The following is a 16,989-nucleotide window of genomic DNA, read 5'->3' as shown; positions in this document are numbered from 1 at the left end:
GACGTCGGACGCGTCTGTGATCAGCGCGCCAGCGCACCTGCGAGTTCGTGCAGGTAGTTCGATACGGGTCCAAGAGTCAGCAGTCCGCTTCCTGCTCCGGCGATCTCGTCCTCGGCCGGTAGGAGCGCCCGATGGGCACGAGTCATCATTCCGCGGTCGTTCACAGCGATGGCGGCCCGCGCTGTGAGGCACCACAGCGCCTCCTGCAGATGGTCAGGCGGCGGATCGGCGAGCTGTCGAAGGGCTTCTGTCGCGTCGTCGCCGCGGTGCTGAGCGGCCAAGAGGAGGGGGCGCACCCAGGGTTCGTAGGGCCCCCAGTCCGTGTCGCCTCCGTCTGAGGCCTGCGGTGGATGCGCCCGCTGAAGGCGCAACGACAGGAGAGCGAGAGCAAGCAGGCCTTGATGCAGTCCGGGCATACCAGCGTTCCCCGACCCGGAAGCTGCCGCACGGTACGCCACAGCGACGTCGTCGAACGGAGCGCCGGTCAACGCGAGCCGCATCGCTCGGAACCACTGCGTGAAGACTGCCACCAGCGGTGATTCGTAGCCTTCGGCGAGCCGATCCGCCGCAGCGGCATGATCATCGGCGCCCGTCAGATCACCGGTGGCACAGCAACTCTGCATCGCGATCAGATGACCCAACACCTCGTACGTGACGAGGTCGTGCCGGGTGGAGAGGGTGATCAGTTCACTGGCGATGGCGGCGCGCCTACCGGCCAGACCGGCGCGCGAGAAGGACTGCATGAACACTCCGTTGAGCGCGAAGGCCAACAGGCCCGGATCGTCGACGCTACGCGCGATCTGTTCGGCTTCGCGGGCGGCGGCCGCTGCCCGCGGATCCGATGATCCCCTGCTCTCCAGAGCGATCGTCGCCAGCAATCTGGCGCGGATCGAAGCTACGGGCCCGGAAGCCAAGGTCGCCAGCGCCCTCTCGGCGGCAGCGACAACTGTTGCCGCGTTCTCCGGATCGTCTGACCGTGACCAGATCGCCGGGACGTCGTATGCCCCGATCACCTTGGCCGTCAGACCGACGTCACCCAGTTCCTCGGCAGCAGTAATCGTGGCGAGGCGCTGTTGCTGCGCCACCCGCAGCCCTTCGCCTCCGGTGGTGGCGAGACTGCGCAGCAGGTCGACGGTGGAACGCAGCCGAGCTCGCGAGCCGGCCGCCACAGCCCGGTCGTAAGCTGCGGTGGTCTGCGCCCACACTCCTTGCGCGCTCTGCCGGATCGGCGAAGTGGAACCCAGATTCGGCGACTGCCGCAAGATGTCGGTGTACAAGTCGACGAGGGCGGGGCCCGGCTCGACGCCCAGCTGATCGACCAACAGCCCACGAGCCCGCCGGAGAACGGTGAGCGCATCCCCCTGCCGGCCCGTCCGATACAACGCGAGGGCCAGCAACCGCCAGCCTTCCTCGCGCCAAGGATGTTCTGCGACATGGGAATCGAGATCGGGTATCGCCTCGGCGTCGAGACCCAGGTCGAGGCGAGCCTCCGCCAGGAGTTCCACCGCGTGCAGGCGTACTTCGGTGAGGCGGGATCGTTCAGAGCGGCTCCAGTGTTCGTCGAGAAAGTCCGCGTAGGCCGGGCCACGCCAGAGTGCCAGCGCGTCGAGCAGTGTGGTCAGCGCGTCCTGTGGGCGGAGGTCTCGTACCGACTCGACGGCCTGGCCGAATCGCCATGCGTCCACATCGGATGCGCCTGCACGCAACGCATAGCCGGTTCCCTCGGTCACGAGCAACCGAGCCGGCGACCGTGGTGCCCGTTCGGGTTCGATGGCTCGTCGCAAGGCGCTGACGAATGTCCTCATCGCGCCGACGGCGTCCGGCGGAGGGTCCTCCCACAGGTCGTCGATGAGCGTTGCCAGAGGCACGCTCCTGCCCCGGGCGATGAGCAATCGGGCGAGTACGGCTCGATGGCGGGGGCCTTTGAGGGCGATCGTGTTGCCTTCGCCGTCGTAGGCTGTGACCGACCCCAAGACGCTGAACTCGATCGACACATGACCATTGTCCCCGCCGACTCGGCTCTGCCGGGGCGAGGGGCGTCGCGAATGGGATTCGTGCTGACTGGATGCTCATCGGGACGCGGCACGGTGACGAGGTACATCAACGTTCGCCAGAGAGGCCTCCCATGAAACCGTCCATTCCCGACTTCGGGTACCAGAAGATCCCCGTCGCCGACGGCGTCGCACTGAATGTCGCGACCGCAGGTACGGGCAGCCCGATCGTGCTGCTGCACGGATTCCCGCAGACCCACCTGATGTGGCGTCACGTCGCGGCGGATCTGGCCGCCGACCACACCGTGATCTGTCCCGATCTGAGGGGATACGGCGACAGCGACAAACCGGCCGACGCCGACTCCTCGACGTACTCCAAGCGGGTCATGGCCGCAGATATCGTCGCAGTCGCGGCCGCGCTCGGTCATGCGCGGTTCGCCCTGGTCGGGCATGACCGCGGCGCGCTGGTCGCGTTCCGGGCCGCCCTCGATCATCCGGGCGTCGTGTCCCATCTGGCGTCGCTCGATGTGCTTCCCACGCTCGACATGTGGGACGTCATGCACGGCACTTCGGCGGCAGTGGGCTTCCACCTCTACCTGATGGCACAGCCGCCCGGCCTGGCAGAGACGATGATCGCGGCGAGCGCCGACGCCTTCTTCGGCTACTTCCTCGACATCTGGACGCGGGATCCACAAGCCATCCCCGACGACGTGCGTAGTGAGTACCTCGCCGCAAGCACGAACGCCGTGCCCTCGATCGTTGCCGACTATCGCGCCTCGGCCGGCATCGATGTCCAGCACGATCTCGAAGATCTGAACGCATCCAGACGGTTGTCGATGCCGGTGACGGTCATTGCTCAGGACTGGGGCTCAGCTCTGGGATTCGATGCCGAGGCACTGTGGCAGAAGTGGGCAATCGATGTAGAGCACCGCATCATCGACAGCGGGCATTTCATGGCGGAAGAATCACCGGACGAAATCTCCGGGGCGATTCGCGAACTGCTGTTGCGGTAATTCGCGAACTTACCCGCGCATGCGGCTGACAGTTCGATACACCCTGCATTACCGCGTGCGCAGATGTACTTTCGTTCGGTGACTTCTGCGAACAAATCGCCCTTGGGCTCGTCGGCACGCTCCACCCTCGCGTGGTTCTGCGTCCTTGCCGGCGTACTACTGACGGCTCTTGCGGTCTACGACCTCATCGACGGCGAACGTAACGTCAGCTTGTGGGTCGGGATCGTCTGCTGGCCGATCGTCGCGATCTCGGGCGCGCTGCAGCTGGTTCGGATTCATCGAGAAGGCTGAGTTCCCGGGCTGTCTCGCAGCCGGTTCCACCGTTGTAGAGCTGCAGCTTGGTCCATGATGGTGCGATGGACGACACCTCGAACCGCGCACCGGATGACCTCAACGACGACGAGCTCATCTCATTCATCCACGACCAGACCAAGCTTGTGCAAATGGAATTCGATTCACTTCAAGCAAACGGTGATCGCACATCGTACGACGAGAGAATCGCGCAACTTGACAATGCAAACAAAATCGCCGAGCAGCGTGGACTCGAGGTTCCGCGGCGGGCTTGATTGGGAGGGAAGTCGGATTTCCCGGTGGGTTGCGAAATTGATTCGCGGCCGACCCATCCAGATCCATAGATGAGTCGAACCACTGGTGCTGGGAGATCCCCCGACCCTTCCGGCACAAATGCCCCTTGGCTCGCGCCAAGGGGCATTTCTGTGTCCGCGGTGGGGCGGGCGGGGCTCGAACCCGCGACCAATGGATTATGAGTCCACGGCTCTAACCAACTGAGCTACCGCCCCGAGGCTGCGTCAACGACGCTGCGAACGTGCTGATGCTACCGAGCCACGCGCACCACGTCGTACTCGACCCGCCGCGAGTCCCGCTGGCGCGACCCTTGGACACAAAAGAGCCCAGGCGCTCCGGCGAAAACCGGTCTACCTGGGCTTATCTGCTCCCCCAACTGGACTCGAACCAGTAACCGTCCGATTAACAGTCGGAAGCTCTGCCAATTGAGCTATGGGGGAATATCTGGCGCGAGCGCCGAACAATGACTTTAGCCTACAGGTGCGGGAACATGCCAAATCGCCTGCTCGCGGGGCGTTCGACCAGGCGAGTTCCGCGTGCGACGACCACATCAGGCAGGATGGGGCGAGCAATCGCGAACACGGCGCCGTGTTCGCCCGTCACCTGCACTGGAGGCAAGACTTCCTATGGTTCGATTCCTCGCCGCTGTCAGCGTCGGTTACGTCCTCGGGGCGAAAGCCGGTCGCAAGCGCTACGAGCAGATCAATCGCGCCTACCGCACCGTCGCCGCGTCGCCCGCCACCAAGAAGGCTGTGGACGTGGGCAGGCAGAAGTTGTCGGAGAAGCTCAGCACCCAGCCCAAACTCACCGAGTTGCGCGAGATCGACGACACCACCACCGTGTTGGGCCCCGACGAGGTCCGCAACAACTGATCCCAACCTGTCAGCCGACGTCCTGAGTGGGCGCCACGGCCTGCTCGAGCAGGCTGCGCCGGTAGGCCTCCAAGGCCACCAGATCGCCGAACAGCGCGTTGTAGGCGTCGGGGTCGTCGCCAGGTGACATACGACGTAGCTTCGACTTGAGATCGGCGATCTGCGCGCCGACCCACACTTCTTGCAGCCGGGCCAGCACACTGCCGACGTACTTGGGAATCATGTACTCCGACACCGGCATCGACTCGACGGCGAGTTCGGTCACCAGCGACTCCAGCACAGCGCCTTCGAGGCACTGACTGACACTGTCCACCCACTGCGCTCCCCCATGCGACGTCCCCGTGCCCCCAGCGGATGCGATGGCTTCGCGGATGACCTGGTACGCGGGCTCGGTGAAGCACTCGGGCGGCAGGGAATCGAACACCGTCCCGGCGATGGCGGGATACTGCAGCGCTGCCTTGAGCGCCTCACGTTGCGCCCACAACCGTGGATCGGACGGACGTGGGCGAACCACGGTCGGCGTCTTCGAGTCGGCCTTCGGGCGATCTGCGTCCTGCACTGCATCAACCCGACGGTCTCGGTTCTTCGACGTGTCCGCGGCGCCGGATCGGGCCGCCTTGGCCTGCTTGCCCGCTTCTTCGCGCACCCGCCGCAACACCTGCGAGGTGTCGTCCCAGCCGACCCACCCGGCCAGCTGGCGCGCGTACTCGTCCCGTAGCGCCACGTCCCGGATTCGTGCGACAACGGGCACCGCCTCCCGCAGAGCGTGTACCCGCCCCTCGGCCGTATCCAGGTCGTAGTTGCCCAGCAGAGCCTTCACCGCGAACTCGAACATCGGGATGCGCCGGGCGATGAGATCCCGAACGGCGGCGTCGCCGTGTTGCTGGCGCAGCTCGCAGGGATCCATCCCGTCGGGCGCCACCGCGACGAAAGTCTGACCGGCGATGCTCTGTTCACCCTCGAATGCCTTGAGCGCGGCAGCCTTCCCGGCCTCGTCACCGTCGAAGGTGTAGATCACCTCGCCTCGGAAGTAGCTGTCGTCCATCATCAATCGACGCAGCAGCGCGAGGTGGTCTTCGCCGAACGCGGTGCCACACGAGGCGATCGCCGTGGTGACGCCGGCCTGGTGCATCGCCATCACGTCGGTGTAACCCTCCACCACAACGGCCTGATGGCCCTTGGCAATCGATTTCTTGGCGTGATCAAGCCCGAACAGCACCTGGGACTTCTTGTACAACATGGTCTCTGGCGTGTTCATGTACTTGCCCATGTTGTCGTCGTCGAACAACTTGCGGGCACCGAAACCGATGACGTCGCCGCCGAGGTTGCGGATGGGCCAGAGCAGACGGCGATGGAACCGGTCGATGGGGCCGCGCTGACCCTGCTTCGAGAGCCCCGCGGCCTCGAGTTCGGCGAACTCGAAACCCTGAGACAGCAGGGCTTTGGTCATCTTGTCCCAGCCGGCCGGCGCATAGCCCAAGCCGAACTTCAGCGCCACTGCGCCGTCGAACGACCGCTCGGTGAGGTAATCGCGGGCAGTCTGTGCTTCAGGAGTCTTGAGTTGCTCCGCGTAGTACTTCTGGGCGGCGGCATTGGCCGCCACCAGTCGTGCCCTGGTCCCCCGATCACGGGCGACGCTGGTGCCGCCCCCTTCGAAACTGATCTGGTACCCGACCCGGTCGGCAAGCTGCTCGACAGCTTCGACGAAGCTGACGTGCTCCACCTTCTGCAGGAACGTGTAGACGTCGCCGCCTTCACCGCATCCGAAGCAGTGGAAGTGACCGTGGTTGGGCCGAACATGGAACGACGGCGACTTCTCGTCGTGGAACGGGCACAGTCCCTTGAGTGAATCGGCGCCGGCCTTGCGCAGAGCGACATACTCACCGACAACTTCCTCGATGTGTGCCTTTTCGCGGATAGCGGTGATGTCGCGATCGGGAATTCGGCCTGCCACGACAGCAAGTCTAGGCCGCTGCGGGCGGTCGGTACCCGCCCCCCGAAAATGGTGGGTTCCGGCGACGCCGACCTGCGCAAACGCTCACCAGAACCCACCAGGACCGGGCTAGCCGAGGTGGGCTGACGCTCCGAGGTTCTGCTTGTCCATGCGCTCGAGACGGCCCTCGGTCATCGACGCGATCTGGTCGATGATCACGCGCATGCGTCCTGCGTCGTCGGCTGCCTGGTGCCACGCGGGAACCAGCAACGGGTCGAGACCACCGGGGGCGGCGTGCACCAGCCAGTTGGCGACCCGATGGATCCGGTCACGCTGGCGGGCCTGATGGGCGCGATGGCGTGGATCGGAGAAGATGAACCGCAACGCCAGGGTCTTGAGCACCGCCACCTCGGCTGCCACGGCAGGCGGGATGACCAGATCCGCTTGGTAGCGGCTGACACCGCGTTCCTGAGCCTCTCGACGGGTCATGCTGATCGCGGCGGACGCGAAACGGCCGACCAGTTCGCTGGTGAGCCGCTTGAGAGCGACTGAGCGCGCAAGTGTCCCGTCGTACTCCCCCACCTCGTTCACGATGTCCATGCCCCACAGGCGGGCTGCCGCCTCGATCAGCACGTTCTCTTCGGGGCCGGGGAACTCGCGCAGCCCGACCGCGGCCAGGTCGCGCTGATCGGTGGGGTTGCCGAGGCTCCGCAGGTCGATGCGCCCGGCCATCACGCCGTCCTCGACATCGTGCACCGAGTAGGCCACGTCATCCGACCAGTCCATCACCTGACATTCGAGCGACTGCCGGGTATCGGTGCGGCCGTTGCGGATCCAGTCGAGCATCGCCGAATCATCGCCATAGGCGCCGAACTTCGCACCGGGAGACGGCCGCGTCCAGGGATACTTCAACGTGGCATCCAGCGACGCCCTGGTGAGGTTGAGCCCTGCGCTGCGTCCTTCCGCGTCAAGGATCTTCGGTTCGAGCCGCGTCAGGATGCGAAGATTCTGGGCGTTGCCCTCGAAGCCGCCGTACTCGCTGCTGACCTCGTCCAACGCGCGCTCACCGTTGTGGCCGTACGGCGGGTGTCCGATGTCGTGCGCCAGGCCCGCAAGGTCCACCAGGTCGGGATCGCATCCCACCCCGATAGCGATCCCGCGGCCGATCTGGCCGACCTCGAGGGAATGGGTGAGCCGGGTACGGGGGGTGTCACCCTCGTGCGGACCGACGACCTGGGTCTTGTCAGCCAACCGGCGCAGCGCGGCACAGTGCAGAACCCGCGCCCGATCCCGGGCGAAGGCACTGCGATAGTCGTTGCGGGTGCCGGCGAGTCCGGCCACTTTTGAGCCTTCGGGGACCAGCCGCTCAACATCGGCCTCGTTGTACTCGGCTCGTAGGACCGGCGGGGGCGTTCCCGCGGACGAGTCAGTCAAACACCCAGCCCCGGGCGATGGCGAAGTCGGTGACCCGCTGCCGGATCGCCAGGATCTGAGCGGCGGTCAGAGTTCCTGAAGCGTCGAGCAGGAGCTCGGTGATCTCCTCCGAGAAGGTGCCCGCATCCAGGGTGGCCGCATCGTTGTGACGCGGCTTGCGGCGGTCGTCGCGGCTGTCGTGCTTGCGGTCCGGGCGTCCGCTGTCGCGCCCGCCCTCTGAACGCCGCGGACGCTCCGGAGCGGATCCGGCGGGTGCCGCACCGGTCACCACCAGATTGATCGCCTTGGATCCCCGGTCGGTCTCTTCGATGTCGAACTCGACGGCCGCACCGGGTTTGAGCGAATGCTCGTCGATGTCGATGTCGTTGATGTGGAGGAATACATCCGAGCCACCGGCGTCGGGTGCCAAGAACCCAAATCCCTTGTTGGGATCAAAATGAACGATTTTCCCGCTTACAGACACAACTACCCACTCTCCTGCCGTCACTCTCGGCCGCGCCCCATGCGCACCCAGACGGCTTGCTACAGAATCCGAGTATCCCAGATCAGACGGATTTCAGACAGTTCAGTGCCGAATCCGTCCACGGCACGACCACACTGGTCGTCAGCGATTGTCTTTCTTTGCCTGCCGACGTTTGCCCGCCGCCTTCGACGACGCCGCAATCTTCTTGCGGCCGGGAGACTTCCGCGTCTTGTCAGCGCGGGTGGTGCCCTCGGAGATCACTGTGCCCTTGCCGTCGGCAGGACCGCTGAACGAAGTGCCCTCGCCCTTGGCATTCGACAGGCGTTCCTTCTTGAGCTCGGCAGCGCTGCGTTTCGCGACAACACCCAGCTGTCTACTCACCCGAGCCAGAGCGGCCTCGAAGGCCTCCGCCTTCGCCGCATTGTGCTTGGTGGCCGGTCGGGCGGCACCGCGTCCGCCCTTCGCACGTACGGATTGCGCCGCGGCCTGCCGATAGTTCTTCACGTGTTTGTTCCGGGCCCGGCGGGTGCGCACGTGCAATGCGATCAGAGAGTCCTCGTCCAGGTCGGTCAGTTGCTTTCGCTTGGTTTCGCGAACCAAGCGGTACTCGTCCTCGGACAGAGACTTCAAGACCTTCTTCATGACCCGCTCCTGACTGATCGGCGACGCTGCCTACGGCGATCATAGGCAGCGGCGCCTGCGGTCAGCAGCCGATCAGGCGGACGGCCAGATACTCGACGACCTTGTCCAGGGCGACCCGCTCCTGGGTCATGGTGTCGCGCTCGCGCACGGTCACCGCGTTGTCCTCGAGGGTGTCGAAGTCGATGGTGACGCAGAACGGTGTGCCGATCTCGTCCTGGCGGCGGTACCGCTTGCCGATGCCCTGGGCGTCGTCGAAGTCGACATTCCAGTTCTGGCGCAGTTCGGCGGCGAGGTCTTTCGCCTTGGGTGACAACTGCTCGTTGCGCGACAGCGGGAGCACGGCCACCTTCACCGGGGCCAGTCGCCGATCGAGCTTGAGAACCGTGCGGGTATCGGTGCCGCCCTTGGCATTCGGGACCTGCTCTTCGGTGTACGCGTCACAGAGGAAGGCCATCAGCGAGCGGGTCAGGCCGGCAGCCGGCTCGATCACGTACGGCACGTAGCGCTCGCCAGACGCCTGATCGAAGAACGACAGGTCCTCGCCCGAATGCTTGATGTGGGTCCCGAGGTCGAAGTCCGTACGGTTGGCCACACCCTCGAGCTCGCCCCACTCGCCTCCGGCGAATCCGAAGCGGTACTCCACGTCCACCGTTCCCTTGGAGTAATGCGACAGCTTCTCTTTGGGGTGGTCGTACAGACGCAAGTTGTCCCGATCGATACCGAGGTCGGTGTACCACTTGAGCCGATAGTCGATCCAGTACTGATGCCAGGTCTCGTCCTCGCCCGGCTTGACGAAGAACTCCATCTCCATCTGCTCGAACTCACGGGTACGGAAGATGAAGTTTCCCGGCGTGATCTCGTTGCGGAAGCTCTTGCCGATCTGCCCGATGCCGAACGGCGGCTTCTTGCGGGTTGTCGTCATCACGTTCTTGAAGTTGATGAAGATGCCCTGCGCGGTTTCCGGCCTCAGGTAGTGGAGGCCGGCCTCGTCGTCGACCGGGCCGAGGAAGGTCTTCATCAGACCGGAGAACGCTCGGGGTTCGGTCCACGATCCGGGCTGACCGGTTTCCGGGTCGTTGATGTCGGCCAGTCCGTTGGGCGGAAGGTGGCCGTGCTTGTTCTCGTAGGCCTCGATGAGATGGTCGGCGCGGTAGCGCTTGTGTGTGTGCAGCGACTCGACCAGGGGGTCACTGAAGGTCTCCACGTGGCCGGATGCTTCCCACACCTGGCGCGGCAGGATCACCGACGAGTCGAGACCGACGACGTCATCGCGCGAGGTGACCATGTTCCGCCACCACTGCTTCTTGATGTTGTCCTTGAGCTCCACGCCGAGAGGGCCGTAGTCCCAGGCCGACTTGGTGCCGCCGTAGATTTCTCCACACGGATACACCAGCCCCCGTCGTTTACAGAGGTTGACGACGGTTTCCACGAGATTGGTTTTGCCTGCCACGCGACTAGCCTAACGGTCGCGTGCGGGGCCTTCGTCCCCCGGCAGCGCGCGGCCGGGACACGGCCGCGGACGTCCTGGCCGAGCGCGCCACGTTTGACATAGCGTCCAACGCATATGAAAATGGTTGTCAAGAGCTTTCGTTCGTACGAACCCCGGGAGTAGTCGTGACAACCCAACCCCTCAGCGGCCGTTCCGCCGGTACCGGCCAATCAGAGATGGCTGCCGCGGGAACAGTCAGGCCATCCGCCGAGAACCGTGTCGACAAGCAGGTCCTCGACGCTGCCGGCGAATTGCTCCGCGCGCTGTCGGCTCCTGTCCGGATCGCAATCGTCCTCGAATTGCTCTCCGGCGGACGATGCGTGCACGAACTCGTAGGTGCGTTGTCGGTACCGCAGCCGCTGATCAGCCAGCATCTCCGGGTACTCAAATCGGCGGGCGTCGTCGAGGGCCGCCGTTCGGGCCGAGAGGTGCTGTACACGCTCGTCGACGACCACCTCGCGCACATCGTCACCGATGCGATCGCACACGCGACCGAGGAGTCCACGAACGGTGAGGCCCGGCCATGAGCTCAGGAACCGAACAGCGTCCGGTCACCGGCGTCCGATCCACCAGGCAGCGCAGCGCCATCGCCGAATTGCTCTCGGGCAGCGAGGAATTCCGGTCCGCCCAGGACCTCCACGATCAACTCAAGGCCTCCGGCCAATCCATCGGGCTGACAACGGTGTACCGCAACCTGCAGGCCTTGGCCGACGCCGGTCAGGTCGATGTGCTGCGGACCGATTCGGGCGAATCGGTATACCGGCATTGCTCGTCGAACGACCACCATCACCACCTGGTCTGTCGCGAATGCGGCACCACCGTGGAGGTGCAGGCCGACGTCGTCGAACAGTGGGCCACCGAGGTCGCGGCCCAACACGGGTTCGTCGACATCAGTCACACGGTCGAGGTGTTCGGCCGCTGTGGTGCCTGCTCCTGAACCGGCCCGTGGAGGCTGCCGCGGCAACGATCATCCCCGGATGCGCGCGCCCACCTCGGCGCCTACACCGAGCACCATCATCAGCATGGTGCGCAACGCTTCGTCGGACAGGGTGCCGGCCGGAAACGTGTAGTGCAACAACACATCTGCGGTCACTTCGTGCACCGCGAGTTTGACGGTGCCGAAATTGGACGATCCCGACGCCTGCTCCACGTCGGCTCGCAGTTGATCGGTCACCGGTAGGTCCCACGCGAGCACCTGGGTCAGGGACAGCACGTCGAGTCCCGGCGCGAGAGACAACGCACGCATCGAGACCACGGTGCCCTGGAAATACACGGTGAGCGAATCGTCCTCGCCCGGCTGCACCGAGACCTCCGACGCCAGCACCTCGGCGGTTCGCGCGATGAGTCCGGCCTCGCCCTGCGCCTCAGGCACCGGACGACCCCGGCACGCCACCGAAACGTCGGTCGCGGCTTGCGTATTCGACGCAGGCGTCCCACAGATCCCGGCGATCGAAATCCGGGAACAGTTTGTGCTGATACACCATCTCTGCGTAGGCCGATTGCCAGAGGAGGAAATTCGAGATGCGCTGCTCCCCCGAGGGGCGCAGGAACAGATCCACGTCCGGCATGTCGGGTTCATCGAGATAACGCGCGAAGGAGGCCTCGGTGATGCGTTCGGGGTCCAGCGTTCCGGCGGCGGCGCGACGGGCGATCTCGCGAGCGGCATCTGCGATCTCTGCCCGGCCGCCGTAGTTGACGCACATCGTCAAGGTCATGGTGGTGTTGTGCTCGGTCAGCTCCTCGGCGACCTCGAGCTCACGAATGACACTGCGCCACAGCCGTGGTCGTCGCCCGGCCCAACGCACACGCACACCCATCTCGTGCATCTCGTCACGCCGGCGCCTGATGACGTCGCGGTTGAAACCCATGAGGAAACGCACCTCGTCCGGGCTGCGGCTCCAGTTCTCGGTGGAGAACGCGTACGCGGACAACCACCCGACACCCATCTCGATGCACCCGCAGACCGTGTCCATGAGCACCGCCTCGCCGCGCTTGTGGCCTTCGGTGCGCGGGAGGCCACGGTCGGTGGCCCAGCGGCCGTTCCCGTCCATGACGAGGGCGACGTGCTTGGGGACGAACTGGGCCGGTATCTCCGGAGGCCGAGCCCCCGACGGATGCGGGTCGGGCGGACGGATCACCCGTGATGTCGCATCCGCTGCGGCCTGTGCCTCAGCTTGCCGCGCCGCGCTGCGTCGTCGCTGGATCACTGATGTCCTTTCTGGCAGGGGCGATGGGCACGCCGGCGGGGATGAGCCCCCGGTGTGGCGCCTCGCGTTCGATCAGCGGCAGTGTGCGCAGCTGGCGTTCGAGATGCCATTGCAGATGCGCTGCGGTCAAACCGCTGGCCTGCCGCCGAGCCGATTCGGTGACCTCGGTGGTGTGTTCCCACTGGCCACGGTAGAGCGCATCCATCAGGTCGAGTACCCCGGGTGAAGGCGTCGCCGAGCCGGGTGGGCGACAGTGCACACAGACCGCACCGCCGGCCGCCACGTGAAAGGCACGGTGAGGCCCGGGATCACCGCAGCGCGCACAGTTCTCCAGCGCCGGCATCCAGCCGGCGAAATCCATCGCTCGCAACAGAAATGCGTCGAGTACCAGCTCTTTGGGCCGATCCGCCGCCGCGACCGCTCGCAACGCACCCACCGTCAACCTCTGGAGGCGGGCCGCCGGGGCGCGTTCCTCACCGGCCAGACGCTCCGCGGTCTCCAAGATCGCACAGGCCGTGGTGTACCGGCCGTAGTCGGAGACGATGGCCGAGGCGAACGTGTCGAGACTGTAGACCTGGGTGACGATGTCGAGGTTGCGACCCGGGTGGAGCAACACGTCGACGTGCGCAAACGGTTCGAGCCGGGCACCGAACTTCGAACGGGTACGTCGCACCCCTTTGGCGACGGCACGGACCAGCCCGTGCTCCTTGGTGAGCAGCGTGATGATGCGGTCCGCCTCGCCCAGCTTGTGCTGGCGGACGACCACCGCCTCATCTCGATACAACCTCACCCGAACATTGTTCCACCGGGCACCGACCGCCGTCCGATCCGACATGCCTCACCAGGCACCCGATCGGATCCGGCGATCACGCCAGTTGCACGATGGCCGTCGCCTTACCGAAGATGCGGCTTCCGCGAGCGGTCGCGGTGAGCACGATCGTGGCGGTCCGGTTCGTCTCGTCGAGCTCTTTGATCTTCCCGGTGTAGGTCACTTCTGCCGGCGTCTTCGCCTCGACGAACACCGGCCGGGTGAAACGCACGCCGTACTCGATCACTGCCCCGGGATCGCCCACCCATTCGGACAGATAGCCACCGCCGAAGGCCATGGTGAGCATCCCGTGGGCGACGACATTGTCCAGGCCGGCGAGATCGACCACCTGCTCGCTCCAGTGGATCGGATTCTCATCACCCGACACTCCCGCATAGTTCACCAGGTCGCCGCGGGCGACCTGCACGGTGCGCGCCGAGATCTCGTCACCGACGGAGACGTCGGCGAACCGCCGCTTGGGTTGCGGCGCAACGGAGTCGGCAATCGCGAGCGTGCCGGTGTCGTCCTCCACGAGATGCACGATCGATGATCCGATCTCGCCACCGGCCTCGGTGGCGGCGCGCATCAAGATGCCCTCGACGGCCTGGGCGATGTTCTCGTCGACAACTCCGCCCGAGCGCGCGACTGCAGTTGTCCAGCCGGTCTGCACCAGAGCTCCGGTCTGATCCGACATATCGGTTCTCAGGACAAACGAGTCCTGTCCGTGCCCGGCCCGGAACGCATCGAGAGTGATCCGGCAGGTGATGTCGTCGCCCGCCCGCAAGGGCCGATGCTGACGGATGCGCTGTTCGGTCTGCAATACCTGGCTCAGGTCGTAACCGGGCAGGAACTGCTCGAAGACACAACGCTGCGATATGCCGCCCAGGATCGCGGTGAAGGTGATCGGCGCCACCAAACCCTCGTGCCCAAGAGCGCGGGCAACGCCCACGTCGTAGTGGGCCAGGTGGTGGTCCTGTACTGCCCTCGCGAACTCGCGGATCTTCTCCCGCCCGACCTCATAGGTGTCGGACAGGCGGTAGGGCCGACCCAGGAGGGAGGTTGCCACGTCTGCGGCTGGAACCGCTTCTTGCTGCACGCTCATTGCTGCACTGAAGGAGGCTGCTGCTTGGACAAACTGAACTGCATGACGTCGATATAGCCTTTCCTGAAATAGTCCACACAACCACTGAGGTATTTGACGTAGGTGTTGTACACCTCGGGTGACGCGATCGCGATCGCCTGGTCTTTCTTCTCTTGCAGCGTTGCCGACCAGATCTCCAATGTCCGCGCGTAGTGCTGCTGCAAGGGATGGATGCGCTCGACCGCGAAGCCTGCGGCCTCGGCGCCGTCGACCACCCACGTGGGTTCGGGCAACTGGCCTCCCGGGAAGATCTCGTTCTGGATGAATTGAGCGAACTCCAGCACTTCCCTGTTGATCGGGAGACCACGTTCACGGATGTCGTGACGATTGTATTGCGTGATGGTGTGCAACAACATTCGACCGTCCGCGGGAAGAATGTTGCGACATTTGTCGAAGAATGCGTCATAGCGCTCACGCCGGAAATGTTCGAACGCGCCGATGCTGACGATCCGGTCGACCGGCTGGTCGAAGTCTTCCCAACCCTGCAGTCGCACTTCGGCACTACGGCCGGTGTTGTCCCGCTGCTCGAGCAGCGATGCCACGCGGTCGTGCTGATTCTGGCTCAGCGTCAGTCCGATGACATTGACGTCGTACTTGTCCAGTGCTCGCAGCATCGTCGAACCCCAGCCACAACCGACATCGAGCAGTGTCATACCGGGCTCGAGATCGCATTTACCCAAGGCTAGGTCCACCTTTGCGCGCTGCGCTTCTTCGAGAGTCATGTCATCGCGTTCGAAATAGGCGCAACTGTATGTTCGCGTCGGATCGAGAAACAGTTCGAAGAACTCGTCGGACAAGTCGTAGTGAGCTTGGACATCGTCGTAGAAAGGGGTCAGGTCATTCGTCATCGCGGCATGGCCTTTCGCGTTCGAACACGTGGAATTGCCGTGCCGCTGATTGGACACCGCGTCACCGGCATCAGCCGATGTCCTACCGCTGCGACGCATGCCCCGACTCACTCGTCGCCGTCACGGATTGAACGTGTTATTCCCCACTGAGCGCTCGAGCAAACGTCATTTAATCGTCAGTATTTGATACCGCGCGTATTCAGATGGCTGATTTCGACGATTCCGCCAGGTGGCGAGGGCTGAATCCCCCGGGTGCACGCAACCACCCCTTGCGGTCATACAACTGGGTCACCACGGCGCCCAGTATCAACCCGATGACCAGGCCCACGCCGGTCATCACCAGCGCCCGACCGAGCCCGGCAGAGAAGTTGACGTCGAAGTACAGGATCGCCCGGGCGCCCAGATACACCTGATGCATCGGCTCGAACCACGCGAGCCAATGGAACACCGAGGGGGTGGCCTCCAGCGGGACGGTGCCTCCCGAGGACGGCAGTCCCAGCACCACGAACACCACCATGTTCACGAGCAGACCGAAGGATCCGAGGGCCGCGGCCACCGACATGCACGTCACCCCCACCGCCGTGATCACCAGAACGCCGAACATCCAGAGAGCGAAGGCATTGGAGAGGTCCATTCCGACCACTCGGCACACCAGCAGATACACCGACGCCAGAACCAGAGCGATCACGAACATGATCCACCACTTGATCACCAGGGTCCCCCACCGCGAGATCTTCAGCGGAGCCATCAGTCGATACAGGGGTCCGACCTCCATCGGACCGAAGCCGAGCATGCCGTCGACGAGGGTCTGCACGATCACCGACCCCGTGAATCCGGCGAGCACCAGGAGCAACGCGAAGTAGAACGCTGTCAGTCCGTTACCGGCGTTGCCCGGGAGTGGATCAGCAGGGTCGATCCGGATGTCGATGGGAGCGGCCAACCCGAGCAGGGACGCTCCGCTCACGGTCAATCCGGCCTGTTTGGCCTGATCGATGACCCCGGCCGCCAACTGCTTGCCGAACGTGGTGTTGGCCTCGGTGAGAGCGGTGTCCGCGTATGCGGTGACTATCGAGGACGCGAGTGCGCCGGCCCCCGGATTGGTCCAGACCTGGATCACCGGGCGATCGACCTGGGTGAAACCCACAGCCGATCCGGCGAATTCGATCGAGGTCGAGGTGAAGTTCCGCGGGATGACGATCGCCCCATAGGCCTCGGCATTGTCCAGACGGTGGAACGCGGTGTCCGAGTCGACCACCTCGAGGTCGAATTTCTGTGTGTCCGAGCCCTTCTCGAGCCCTGACACGATCTGCGCGCCGAAGTTCTGCTCCGGCCCCTCGCCGCCGTCCGGCCCGGGCAATCGACCCCCACCGTCTTCGTTCACCAGGAGCACCGGGAACTTCTCGAGGTGTTTCTGCGGGTCCGCCACCGAACCCACGTACGTCGCGGCCAGCAGCGACATCAGCACCACCACCGCGCCGACGGGAACGAGCCAGAGCCACGGTGAACGGATTTTGCGTGCTACGTCCGGATCCATCGGGCTGCTCCCTCGATCGTCGTTGCCGC

Annotated in this window: 18 protein-coding genes and 2 tRNA genes; 6 read left to right on the top strand and 14 right to left on the bottom strand. The window is 64.8% G+C overall.

From position 1 onward, the window contains the following. Nucleotides 1-20: 20 nt before the first annotated feature. On the bottom strand, nt 21-1,994 hold the full coding sequence (locus tag CSW57_RS20010; RefSeq protein WP_099384239.1) for an AfsR/SARP family transcriptional regulator: 1,974 nt from the start codon (nt 1,992-1,994) through the stop codon (nt 21-23). A gap of 131 nt (nt 1,995-2,125) precedes the next feature. Here CSW57_RS20010 and CSW57_RS20005 point away from each other — a divergent pair, with 131 nt between their 5' ends. The 3 genes from CSW57_RS20005 (at nt 2,126) to CSW57_RS19995 (ending at nt 3,570) form a co-directional block, all read left to right on the top strand. Beyond that, nucleotides 2,126-3,004, top strand: a complete 879-nt coding sequence (locus tag CSW57_RS20005; protein ID WP_099384238.1) for an alpha/beta fold hydrolase — start codon at nt 2,126-2,128, stop codon at nt 3,002-3,004. 78 nt (nt 3,005-3,082) lie between these two features. Next, complete coding sequence (locus tag CSW57_RS20000) at nt 3,083-3,295, top strand: hypothetical protein (RefSeq protein ID WP_223249360.1); 213 nt, start codon at nt 3,083-3,085, stop codon at nt 3,293-3,295. A 65-nt stretch (nt 3,296-3,360) separates the two neighbouring features. Continuing rightward, nucleotides 3,361-3,570, top strand: coding sequence for a hypothetical protein (locus CSW57_RS19995; RefSeq protein WP_099384237.1), 210 nt, complete (start codon nt 3,361-3,363; stop codon nt 3,568-3,570). 160 nt (nt 3,571-3,730) lie between these two features. On the opposite strand, the gene CSW57_RS19990 is transcribed toward CSW57_RS19995, so the two are convergent. Both CSW57_RS19990 and CSW57_RS19985 read right to left on the bottom strand, forming a co-directional pair. Further along, nucleotides 3,731-3,804: transfer RNA gene (locus CSW57_RS19990), tRNA-Ile, on the bottom strand. A gap of 152 nt (nt 3,805-3,956) precedes the next feature. Next, nucleotides 3,957-4,029, bottom strand: a tRNA-Asn gene (locus tag CSW57_RS19985). A gap of 186 nt (nt 4,030-4,215) precedes the next feature. Between CSW57_RS19985 and CSW57_RS19980 the strand changes: the two genes are divergently transcribed. Beyond that, entirely contained in the window at nt 4,216-4,461 is a 246-nt protein-coding gene (locus tag CSW57_RS19980; protein WP_023953933.1) for a hypothetical protein, read from the top strand. Nucleotides 4,462-4,471: 10 nt separating this feature from the next. Here the strand turns inward: CSW57_RS19980 and dnaG are convergent, their stop codons facing one another. The 5 genes from dnaG to CSW57_RS19955 all read right to left on the bottom strand — a co-directional run bounded on the left by dnaG (nt 4,472) and on the right by CSW57_RS19955 (nt 10,383). After that, entirely contained in the window at nt 4,472-6,415 is a 1,944-nt protein-coding gene (gene dnaG, locus CSW57_RS19975; RefSeq protein ID WP_099384236.1) for a DNA primase, read from the bottom strand. Nucleotides 6,416-6,523: 108 nt separating this feature from the next. Further along, nucleotides 6,524-7,828 (bottom strand): deoxyguanosinetriphosphate triphosphohydrolase, encoded by a 1,305-nt coding sequence (locus CSW57_RS19970; protein ID WP_099384235.1) that lies wholly within the window; start codon nt 7,826-7,828, stop codon nt 6,524-6,526. Then, complete coding sequence (locus CSW57_RS19965) at nt 7,821-8,291, bottom strand: cold-shock protein (protein ID WP_023953939.1); 471 nt, start codon at nt 8,289-8,291, stop codon at nt 7,821-7,823. Before CSW57_RS19965 ends, CSW57_RS19970 begins: the two co-directional genes overlap by 8 nt. Nucleotides 8,292-8,432: 141 nt before the next feature. After that, nucleotides 8,433-8,933 carry a hypothetical protein gene (locus CSW57_RS19960; protein WP_099384234.1) on the bottom strand — a complete coding sequence of 167 codons (501 nt, stop codon included), beginning with the start codon at nt 8,931-8,933 and terminating at the stop codon, nt 8,433-8,435. Between the two features lie 61 nt (nt 8,934-8,994). Continuing rightward, complete coding sequence (locus CSW57_RS19955; RefSeq protein WP_023953943.1) at nt 8,995-10,383, bottom strand: glycine--tRNA ligase; 1,389 nt, start codon at nt 10,381-10,383, stop codon at nt 8,995-8,997. 215 nt (nt 10,384-10,598) lie between these two features. Here CSW57_RS19955 and CSW57_RS19950 point away from each other — a divergent pair, with 215 nt between their 5' ends. After that, nucleotides 10,599-10,949 carry an ArsR/SmtB family transcription factor gene (locus tag CSW57_RS19950; RefSeq protein ID WP_099384649.1) on the top strand — a complete coding sequence of 117 codons (351 nt, stop codon included), beginning with the start codon at nt 10,599-10,601 and terminating at the stop codon, nt 10,947-10,949. Continuing rightward, nucleotides 10,946-11,359 (top strand): Fur family transcriptional regulator, encoded by a 414-nt coding sequence (locus tag CSW57_RS19945; protein WP_099384233.1) that lies wholly within the window; start codon nt 10,946-10,948, stop codon nt 11,357-11,359. The genes CSW57_RS19950 and CSW57_RS19945 overlap by 4 nt, the downstream gene beginning before the upstream one ends. A gap of 30 nt (nt 11,360-11,389) precedes the next feature. Here CSW57_RS19945 and CSW57_RS19940 read toward each other — a convergent pair whose 3' ends face one another. The 6 genes from CSW57_RS19940 to CSW57_RS19915 all read right to left on the bottom strand — a co-directional run bounded on the left by CSW57_RS19940 (nt 11,390) and on the right by CSW57_RS19915 (nt 16,960). After that, nucleotides 11,390-11,794 carry a hypothetical protein gene (locus CSW57_RS19940; RefSeq protein ID WP_062799715.1) on the bottom strand — a complete coding sequence of 135 codons (405 nt, stop codon included), beginning with the start codon at nt 11,792-11,794 and terminating at the stop codon, nt 11,390-11,392. Beyond that, on the bottom strand, nt 11,787-12,560 hold the full coding sequence (locus tag CSW57_RS19935; RefSeq protein WP_099384648.1) for an isoprenyl transferase: 774 nt from the start codon (nt 12,558-12,560) through the stop codon (nt 11,787-11,789). Before CSW57_RS19935 ends, CSW57_RS19940 begins: the two co-directional genes overlap by 8 nt. A 31-nt stretch (nt 12,561-12,591) precedes the next feature. Next, nucleotides 12,592-13,419 carry a DNA repair protein RecO gene (gene recO, locus CSW57_RS19930; RefSeq protein ID WP_099384647.1) on the bottom strand — a complete coding sequence of 276 codons (828 nt, stop codon included), beginning with the start codon at nt 13,417-13,419 and terminating at the stop codon, nt 12,592-12,594. Nucleotides 13,420-13,495: 76 nt separating this feature from the next. Then, nucleotides 13,496-14,539 (bottom strand): fused (3R)-hydroxyacyl-ACP dehydratase subunits HadA/HadB, encoded by a 1,044-nt coding sequence (locus CSW57_RS19925; RefSeq protein WP_099384232.1) that lies wholly within the window; start codon nt 14,537-14,539, stop codon nt 13,496-13,498. After that, on the bottom strand, nt 14,536-15,426 hold the full coding sequence (locus CSW57_RS19920) for a cyclopropane mycolic acid synthase family methyltransferase (RefSeq protein ID WP_099384231.1): 891 nt from the start codon (nt 15,424-15,426) through the stop codon (nt 14,536-14,538). The genes CSW57_RS19925 and CSW57_RS19920 overlap by 4 nt, the downstream gene beginning before the upstream one ends. A gap of 199 nt (nt 15,427-15,625) precedes the next feature. Further along, nucleotides 15,626-16,960 carry a YhgE/Pip domain-containing protein gene (locus tag CSW57_RS19915; RefSeq protein ID WP_099384230.1) on the bottom strand — a complete coding sequence of 445 codons (1,335 nt, stop codon included), beginning with the start codon at nt 16,958-16,960 and terminating at the stop codon, nt 15,626-15,628. Between the last annotated feature and the right edge of the window lie 29 nt (nt 16,961-16,989).

Origin of the sequence: Williamsia muralis (assembly GCF_002735905.1) — a bacterium.
In the GTDB taxonomy this organism is placed as follows: domain Bacteria; phylum Actinomycetota; class Actinomycetes; order Mycobacteriales; family Mycobacteriaceae; genus Williamsia; species Williamsia muralis_A.
This window is presented reverse-complemented; position numbering and strand designations above follow the sequence as displayed.

Coding starts and splice junctions, on each gene's coding strand:
- CSW57_RS19915 (WP_099384230.1), bottom strand. CDS start 16,960: ATGGATCCGGACGTAGCACGCAAAATCCGTTCACCGTGGCTCTGGCTC.
- CSW57_RS19945 (WP_099384233.1), top strand. CDS start 10,946: ATGAGCTCAGGAACCGAACAGCGTCCGGTCACCGGCGTCCGATCCACC.
- CSW57_RS19925 (WP_099384232.1), bottom strand. CDS start 14,539: ATGAGCGTGCAGCAAGAAGCGGTTCCAGCCGCAGACGTGGCAACCTCC.
- CSW57_RS19920 (WP_099384231.1), bottom strand. CDS start 15,426: ATGACGAATGACCTGACCCCTTTCTACGACGATGTCCAAGCTCACTAC.
- CSW57_RS20005 (WP_099384238.1), top strand. CDS start 2,126: ATGAAACCGTCCATTCCCGACTTCGGGTACCAGAAGATCCCCGTCGCC.
- CSW57_RS19950 (WP_099384649.1), top strand. CDS start 10,599: ATGGCTGCCGCGGGAACAGTCAGGCCATCCGCCGAGAACCGTGTCGAC.
- CSW57_RS19980 (WP_023953933.1), top strand. CDS start 4,216: ATGGTTCGATTCCTCGCCGCTGTCAGCGTCGGTTACGTCCTCGGGGCG.
- CSW57_RS19995 (WP_099384237.1), top strand. CDS start 3,361: ATGGACGACACCTCGAACCGCGCACCGGATGACCTCAACGACGACGAG.
- CSW57_RS19960 (WP_099384234.1), bottom strand. CDS start 8,933: ATGAAGAAGGTCTTGAAGTCTCTGTCCGAGGACGAGTACCGCTTGGTT.